This window comes from Hydrogenophaga sp. (assembly GCF_026125825.1).
Taxonomy (GTDB): Bacteria; Pseudomonadota; Gammaproteobacteria; order Burkholderiales; family Burkholderiaceae_C; genus Hydrogenophaga.
The window spans coordinates 1-7,234 of record NZ_JAHCKK010000141.1; the positions used below are offsets into that span (position 1 = coordinate 1).

A 7,234-nucleotide genomic window follows, 5' to 3' on the forward strand; every position below is an offset into this window, starting at 1 on the left:
GCTGGGTGCGCGCCTTTCGCCAGCGCTGGCCGCAGGTCGCGCTGGAGTTGATCGAGGCCACGGGCGATGTGCAGCTGGAGTTGCTGGCCCGCGGCGAGGTGGACGCGGGCATGGTGCTGCATTCGCCGGGCCTGCAGGCCCCTGGGCTTGCGCATGCGCGCATCGCCAGCGAGCCCTTCGTGGTGGCGCTGCCCGAGTCGCACCCGCTGGCCGCGCGCGACCACCCGGGGCTCGCGGCGCTGCTGGCCGAGCCGCTGGTGATCTTTCCCCGGCGCATCCTGCCCACGCTGCACGACGCGATCTTCGCGCTCTACCACGCGGCCGGCCGGGCGCCGCAGGTGGCGCAGGAGGCGATCCAGATGCAGACCATCGTCAACCTCGTGTCGGCCGGGCTGGGGCTGGCCTGGGTGCCGCAGAGCGTGCGGCAGTTCCAGCGCCCCGGCGTGGTCTACCGCAGCCCCCGGGCTTCGCGCGGGCGGGTGGTGCCGGCCTGCGAGACCAGCCTGGTCTGGCGCGCCGAAGCGGTCACGCCGGCGCTGGCCCATTTCATCGAATTCGCCCGCACGCAGGCGGCCTCCCCAGGGGGCTGAGGCCTGTCGGGGGCGGCCCCTGCGACAATGCGACCCATGCTGCAACATCCCCAGATCGACCCCGTCGCCCTCCAGATCGGCCCGCTGGCCATCCACTGGTATGGCCTGACCTACCTGCTGGCCTTCGGCCTGTTCCTGTTGCTGGCCAACGCTCGGTTGCGCCATCCCCCGTTTGCCAGCGTGACCCAGCCGCCCTGGACGCGCCGCGATGTCGAGGACATCCTGTTCCTGGGCGTGCTCGGCGTGGTCGCCGGTGGGCGCATCGGCTACTGCCTGTTCTACAAGCCCGCGCACTACCTGGCCAACCCGCTGGAGATCTTCGCCGTCTGGCAGGGCGGCATGAGCTTTCACGGCGGCCTGCTGGGCGTCATGCTGGCCATGGTCTGGTACGCGCGCAGCCGCCAGCGCCCCTTCATGCAGGTGATGGACTTCGTGGCACCCTGCGTGCCCACTGGTCTGGCCGCCGGGCGCCTGGGCAATTTCATCAACGGCGAACTCTGGGGCCGCGTGGCCGATCCGTCGCTGCCCTGGGGCATGGTGTTCCGCGGCGCCGGCGACCTGCCGCGCCACCCCTCGCAGGTGTACCAGTTCCTGCTCGAAGGCCTGCTGCTGTTCGTGCTGCTGTGGTTCTACGCGCGCAAGGAGCACGCGCGCGGCCAGGTCTCGGCCGTGTTCCTGTTCGGCTATGGCGTGTTCCGCTTCATCGCCGAGTTCTTCCGCGAGCCCGATGCCCACCTCGGCCTGCTCTCGCTGGGCATGAGCATGGGCCAGTGGCTGTGCGTGCCCATGATCCTGGGCGGCGCGTTCATGTGGTGGTGGTTCGGCCAGAAGCGCTGAGCACCCCCTGCGCCCCCGGAGGGCGCTGCTTCAAGCGAAGCTTTGGGGCCTGATCAGTACACCAGGTGCGCGCGCGCCTGGCAGTTCAGCGTTCGCAAGTGCACGTCGATCTGGCCCAGGTGCAGGCCCAGCACGTCGTGCAGGATGGGGGTGAGCACGTTGCTGCCGATGGCGTCGAGCGTGGGCCGCAGCAGTTGCAGCAGGTAGCCGGTGAGCGCGGTGATGGCGTTGGGCACGGTGTCGCCGCCCCCGGCCGAGTTGCCGTTCAGGCTGTTGGCGATCTCGCCCACGCAGGCCGCGTCGTTCGAGCCGATGAGTGCGGTGCAGCCTCCGATCACGCCGCCGAGCACGGCGCCCAGGATGTCGCCCACGCTGGTCAGCAGCCCGCCCACCAGGTTGCCCACGCCGCTCAGCAGGCCTTGCAGGTTGAGTGAGAGCGTGTGGCTCAGCAGGGCCAGCACCTCGCCGCTGAGCCCGCCGAGAAAACCGCCCAGCCCCGATGTCGTGTTTTCGATGCCCGCCTTGACCGCGGTCAGGCGGCTCACGCGGCAGGCCCGCGTGGTGCAGGCCGCGCCCTGCGCGTTCCACAGGTTCTGCGCCGTGGTCTGGCGCTGTGCCAGGGTCAGGGCCGGCCCACGGTCGAGCGTTTCCACCAGCAGGGTGGCCAGCAGCGCATCGGTGATGTTCTTGACGGTGCTGCCCAGCAGCAGGTCGTTGCCCACCGTGGCGGTTTCGCCCGCGGCCAGGGTCACACTCGCCTGCAGCGGCAGCGCATCCATCTGCAGGTGCGTGCGCAGGCTCACCAGGTTCACGCCCAGCAGGCTCACGCGCAGCAGGTCCTCGTCGGCCAGGCTCTGGTCGCAGCTGGCGGTGGTGGAGAAGATCTCGTTTTCATTCGCCGGGTTGGCGCCGGGGCGGCCCACGCAGACCTTGGCGATGGAGGCGGTGACCGCAATGGACGCACGCTCCGTGCCGTCCGGTTGGCGCAGCGCGGGCGTGCACATCTGCGTGAGCGTGCCACGGCCGTTGACCAGGTCCACCATGATCGGCAGCTTGACGCGCGCGATGTGGCCGATCACCGGCAGGTTGCCGGTGTCGACCTCGATCCAGCTGCGCAGCTGCGCGGTGTAGGCGGTGGCGCCCACGCCGCCGATGGCCACCGAGGGCGGCTCGATCAGCACGGTCTTCGCGCTCACCAGGCCGGCCAGGCTCAGGCCGTTGACGGCCACCGCGTGTTTCTGCGTGGCCACGCCAATGGCCGAGTACAGCAGGTCCAGGGCGTTCACGCCCACGCCGAGTGCCGAGGCGGCGTTGGCCCCGGGGGCGATCACCTCCGCGAACAGGCCCGAGCTCCCGCCCGCCAGGCTGCCGAGCTGCACCTGCAGGTCCGGCACGCCCAGGCGCGTGGCCACCGCGTTGAGCAGCGCGGCGTTGCTCGCCAGCAGGGCGTCCTGCCCGCCGGCCGTCACGATGGCGTCGAGCAGCGGCCCGAGCTGCACGGTCCGGGCCGCGAGCAGGGTGTTGAGCTCGCCCACGCCGATGTCGCTCGCCACCTCGATGCCCAGGGCCTGCAGCAGCCCGGCGGGGGTGATTTGCACCTGCGCCAGGCCGTCGTAGCCCACCAGCGACGTGCCGGCGAGATCGAGCCCGATGCCCTTGAGCAGATCGCCCAGCACCGAGCTGCCGGTTCGCAGCAGGGTGCTGCCCACCGAGAACGAGGCCAGCGGATCGGTGGCTGCGGCGATCGCCTCGGCCCGCAGGCTGCGCTCGCCGGGGAAGAAGGCGAGCAGGGGCGGTGGCGCGCCCTCGATCACCACGTGCATGGCGTTGAAAGGGGGCAGGTCGGCGGTGAAATGGCGCTCCGTGCCCTGGGCCGGGTCCCAGCGGCCGCAAGCCACCACCGGCGTGAGGCCGGCGAGGTTCTGGCCGGCGTTGGTGAGGGCGGCCGCGCGGGCGGCCGTGCAGTCGGCGGGCTGCACCGCCGAGGCCCCTGCGATGGCCGCGAGGTCGGCCGTCTTCTGCATCTCGCGCTTGATGAAGAACAAGTAGCCCAGCTCGGTGCCGACAAGCGCGATCACGATCAGGCTGAGCGCGATGGCCGTGTGGATGACGATGGAGCCGGATTGTCGGCGCGGCATGCGGCGGGTCCTAGAGCGCGGCCGTGGCGCGGGTGGTGAGCGTGACGGGCAGCCACTGGCTGGCGTCGAACAGCGGCACCCAGGGCAGCAGGCGCTCGGCGGTGTCGGGGAAGGACACCGTCACCGTGAGCGTGGTGGTGGGGGCGCTGGGGGTGGCGACCTCCACGGTCATGGCCTGTGTGAGCCAGGTGCGGCGCTCCGTGGGCGTGCTGCTGTGCGTCAGCGGCACGATGACCGAGCCGTTGAGCGAGTCCCAGACCACGCTCTCGATGCGTGTTCTGGCGGCGGCGAGCTCGGTCCCGGTGGCGGTGCGCAACTGCGGGAACATTTGCGCCGCGCGCGCGCCGTCGGCCGCCGCGCGCGACATGGCCTGCTTCGTGTACATGACGACGCCGAAGGAGGCGATGCCGTAGAACGCTAGCAGCAGGCCCAGCAGCACGAAGGCGAATTCGATCGCGGCCACGCCGCGCTGATGCCGGTTCACAGCGCGCTCCCGTCGAGCAGCACGGTGGCCTGGCCCACCAGCTCGTCGGGCAGGGCAAACGACGGGAAGGGCGGCAGCACCTGATGCAGCCCGCCCAGCCGCACGGTGACGCTCACCTGGCAGCGCAGCGCCCAGCTCGTGCCGCAGGGCAGGGTGCCGGCCGGTTGCAGGCAGTTGCCGGTGTCGGTCTGGCAGATCTCGGGCAGCGCAATGGTGAGCACCGCGCCCGCCGGCCTCCAGCCCGCCGAGCGGTCTTGCGCCACCTGCTGGGCCTTGAGCTGGCGCGCGGCCAGGCTGTTCTGGTGGCGCAGCGCGGCGCGCGCACCGTCTTCGGCCGCGTTCTGCAGGCCGAAGCGGAAGGTGAACAGGATGCTGTAGCAGACGATCGAATACACCAGCCCGAAGAAGAGCAGGAAAGCCATGGCGTACTCGATGGCGTACACGCCGCGCTGGCGGCGCGGCGATGGGCGGGGGGGCTGGCCCGTTCGCATGGCAGTGGCCTGCGAGCCGCTGGCCCTACTTCGCCTGCAGCCGCGAACCGAACCACGCCGGCAGTGGCTGCTCGAAGCTCTTCATGTAGCGCTGCTGGCTGGCTTCGGCCACGGCGCCGTCGATGGGCCGTGGCGTGGCCGAGGCCTCGCGCCCCTCGCGCTGGCGCTGCAGCAGCCCGTGCGTGGCGTCCCCCACGCGCGCCGGGGGGGCGGCCGGCGCCGTTTGTGCCCACAGCGGCGGCACCACCGACAGCGCGGCCCACAGGGCCAGGCATCGCAGGGTGCGCGGGCGGTGCGTTTCTGTTGTCATGGAACCTCCTGGGGATGTGACAGCGTGAAAGATCAAGGCGTGGCCAGGGCCGGGGGCGCGGTGAGCATCGGGCTCAGCCGCAGGCCGGTCTGCACCGGGTGGGCGAGCGCTGGCGGGCGCTGCGGCGCGAGTTCCTGGGCCAGTTGCTCGATCGCCTGGCGCGTGGCCGGGCCGAAGCGGGCCTCGTCCATCACCTGGCGGGCCTGCTCGGTGTGGCCCTGGGTGAGCAGGTACAGCGCGAGGTTGCTGCGCGCCCGGGGGTGGGTGGGCAGCAGCTGCGCGGCCTGCTGCACCGGCAGGCGTGCGGCGTCGAAGCGGCGCGCGCGCAGCAAGGCATAGCCCAGGTCGCTGAGCAGCAGGCCGTCGGCCGGCAGCACCTGGCGCGCGCGCTCGAACATCTCGGCCGCGCGCGCGTAGTCGTCGTTCGCCCCGGCCAGCAGGCCCAGGCCCCGGTAGGCGGCGGCGCGTTCGGGCGTGTCGAGCAGCTTGTCGTACAGCGCCGCGCTGGGGCCGGGCTGGCCGGTCTGGCGCAGGGCGTCGGCGCGCAGCAGGCGCGTTTCGGCACTGGCGCCCCAGCGCTGTTCCAGCGCGTCGATGTGGGCCAGCGAGGCGAACCACATGCCGCTGGCCTGCATCTGGCGCACCAGCGAAAGGTAGGTGGGCCGGTTGTCCAGCGTGGGTTCGCGGGCGGCGGCCTGCGCGGCCTCGAGCTGCGCCGCATCGGGCAGCGAGGCGCAGGCGCCCAGCGCCAGCGCGCCGGCAGCAAGCAGCAGGCGGGCGCCTGCGAGGCGGGGCGAAGGGAGACGCAAGGCGGTGCAGAGGGTGTTCATGATCCGGTCATGCTCCCGACGGAGCGGATGATGGCGAGGAAACCGGGGCCCGCGGTGACGATCACCAGCGCGGGCAGGAGGGTGGTGACCATGACGACGGTCATCTTCACGGTGATCTTTCCGATGAGCGCCTTCATGCGGGCCTTGCGGTGCACGCGCAGGCGCTCGCTGAACTGGCGGATCGGCTCCTGGATCGCGCCGCCGTGCTTGTCCACCTGGTTGATCAGGGCGACGAAGTCCATCAGGTGCTGGTTGTCGTGCAGGCCGGCCATGCGCTGGTAGGCCTGCTCGCGGGTGCGGCCCTGGCTGTACTGGCGGTTGGCCTGGGCCACCTCCGCGCCGAGCACTGGCAGCACATGCTGGAAGTCGCTGGCGATCACCTGCAGGCTCTGGTCCAGGCTCAGGCCCACGCTCTGCAGCAGGCCCAGCATGTCCACGAACAGCGGCAGCTCGTGCGCCACGCGCTCGCGGCGCTGGCTGGCGCGGTGCTTGAGCAGCCACTTGGGGCCCATGAAGCCGATGGCAAAGGCCGCGGCCGACCACAGCAAGGCCTTGCCCGAATCTCCCCAGGCCAGGTGGACCAGCACCGGCAGGCCCAGCGCCAGCACCGAGCGCGAGACCAGCAGGCCGAGCTGCGCGCGCACCGGCGGCAGGCCGCATTGCTGGATGAGGCGGCGGTCTTCATCGGCCACGAGCAGCTGGCCCAGGCGGCTCTGCAGCCAGCGCGCGGGCCAGAGGCTGCCTTGCAGGAAGGCCAGCTCGTCGGGCAGGGCATGGGCGGGTGCGGCGTTTTCGCCCAGGGCCCGCTGGATGACCTGCGCCGTGGTCTGGCGCTGGGCGTGCTGGTACAGCAGCACGCCAGCGGCCATCGCCAGGGCCAGGGCCAGCAGCAGCAAGGCCAGGATGGACAGGGGCAGGGCGCTCATCGCGGTGTGCCTCGGATCAGGACAGCCGGGCCAGCCGGTACAGCAGCAGGGCGCCGACCGCCTGCAGGCCGACGGCACCGATCACCATGGCCTGCCCCGTGGGGTCGGTCCACATGCGCGCGAAATAGGTGCCGTTGGTGGTGACGATCGCTCCGCCCACCACCACGGGCAGCAGGCCCAGGATCCAGGCCGAGAACCGCGTTTCGGCCGACATCGCCACCAGCTCCTCCTCGGCCTCCTCGTGGTCGCGCATGAAGTGCGCGACGCGTTCGAGCAGCACATCGGAGCGGCCACCGTAGCGCATGCCCAGGCCGAGGATGGAGGCCAGCAGGAAGAGCTCTTCGATGTGCACCTTGCGCGCCACCTGCAGCAGTGCCTGGTCGATGTTCACGCCGGCCTTGATCAGGCCCATGGCGTTGTCCATGTGGTCGCGCAGGGGCTGTTTGGTGGTGGCCACGGCGGTCTGGAACGCGGCCTGCGTGGCGTGGCCCATCACGATCAGGCGCACGATCACGTCCAGGAAACCGGGCAGCTGGCGGATGATCTGGCGCCGCATGCGCTGCACCCGCAGCCAGATGAAAAAGGCCCCGCCGATCAGCAGCATCGCCAGCAGGCCCAGCGCGCTCGC

9 protein-coding genes are annotated in these 7,234 nt (G+C 71.5%); 2 read left to right on the forward strand and 7 right to left on the reverse strand.

Annotated elements, in window-relative coordinates; translation table 11 throughout:
- Together KIT86_RS23445 and lgt are read left to right on the forward strand one after the other, a co-directional pair.
- Positions 1–590: LysR substrate-binding domain-containing protein (locus KIT86_RS23445; protein ID WP_297402890.1), on the forward strand; the 590-nt coding region annotated here is incomplete at its 5' end.
- A 36-nt stretch (positions 591–626) separates the two neighbouring features.
- Entirely contained in the window at positions 627–1,427 is an 801-nt protein-coding gene (gene lgt, locus KIT86_RS23450) for a prolipoprotein diacylglyceryl transferase (RefSeq protein ID WP_297402892.1), read from the forward strand.
- Between the two features lie 53 nt (positions 1,428–1,480).
- Here lgt and KIT86_RS23455 read toward each other — a convergent pair whose 3' ends face one another.
- From KIT86_RS23455 to KIT86_RS23485, 7 genes are all read right to left on the reverse strand, one after another.
- Entirely contained in the window at positions 1,481–3,565 is a 2,085-nt protein-coding gene (locus KIT86_RS23455; protein ID WP_297402894.1) for a TadG family pilus assembly protein, read from the reverse strand.
- A 10-nt stretch (positions 3,566–3,575) separates the two neighbouring features.
- A complete protein-coding gene (locus KIT86_RS23460) occupies positions 3,576–4,049 on the reverse strand; it encodes a TadE/TadG family type IV pilus assembly protein (protein WP_297402896.1) in 474 nt (157 codons plus the stop codon).
- Positions 4,046–4,540: a TadE/TadG family type IV pilus assembly protein gene (locus tag KIT86_RS23465; protein ID WP_297402898.1), complete on the reverse strand. Its 495-nt coding sequence runs from the start codon at positions 4,538–4,540 to the stop codon at positions 4,046–4,048. The genes KIT86_RS23460 and KIT86_RS23465 overlap by 4 nt, the downstream gene beginning before the upstream one ends.
- 25 nt (positions 4,541–4,565) lie before the next feature.
- Complete coding sequence (locus KIT86_RS23470) at positions 4,566–4,850, reverse strand: DUF3613 domain-containing protein (protein ID WP_297402900.1); 285 nt, start codon at positions 4,848–4,850, stop codon at positions 4,566–4,568.
- A gap of 32 nt (positions 4,851–4,882) precedes the next feature.
- Entirely contained in the window at positions 4,883–5,680 is a 798-nt protein-coding gene (locus KIT86_RS23475) for a pilus assembly protein (RefSeq protein WP_297402901.1), read from the reverse strand.
- Entirely contained in the window at positions 5,677–6,606 is a 930-nt protein-coding gene (locus KIT86_RS23480) for a type II secretion system F family protein (protein WP_297402903.1), read from the reverse strand. Before KIT86_RS23480 ends, KIT86_RS23475 begins: the two co-directional genes overlap by 4 nt.
- 16 nt (positions 6,607–6,622) lie before the next feature.
- Positions 6,623–7,234, reverse strand: a 612-nt coding sequence (locus KIT86_RS23485; protein ID WP_297402905.1) for a type II secretion system F family protein, incomplete at its 5' end; no start/stop codon positions are given.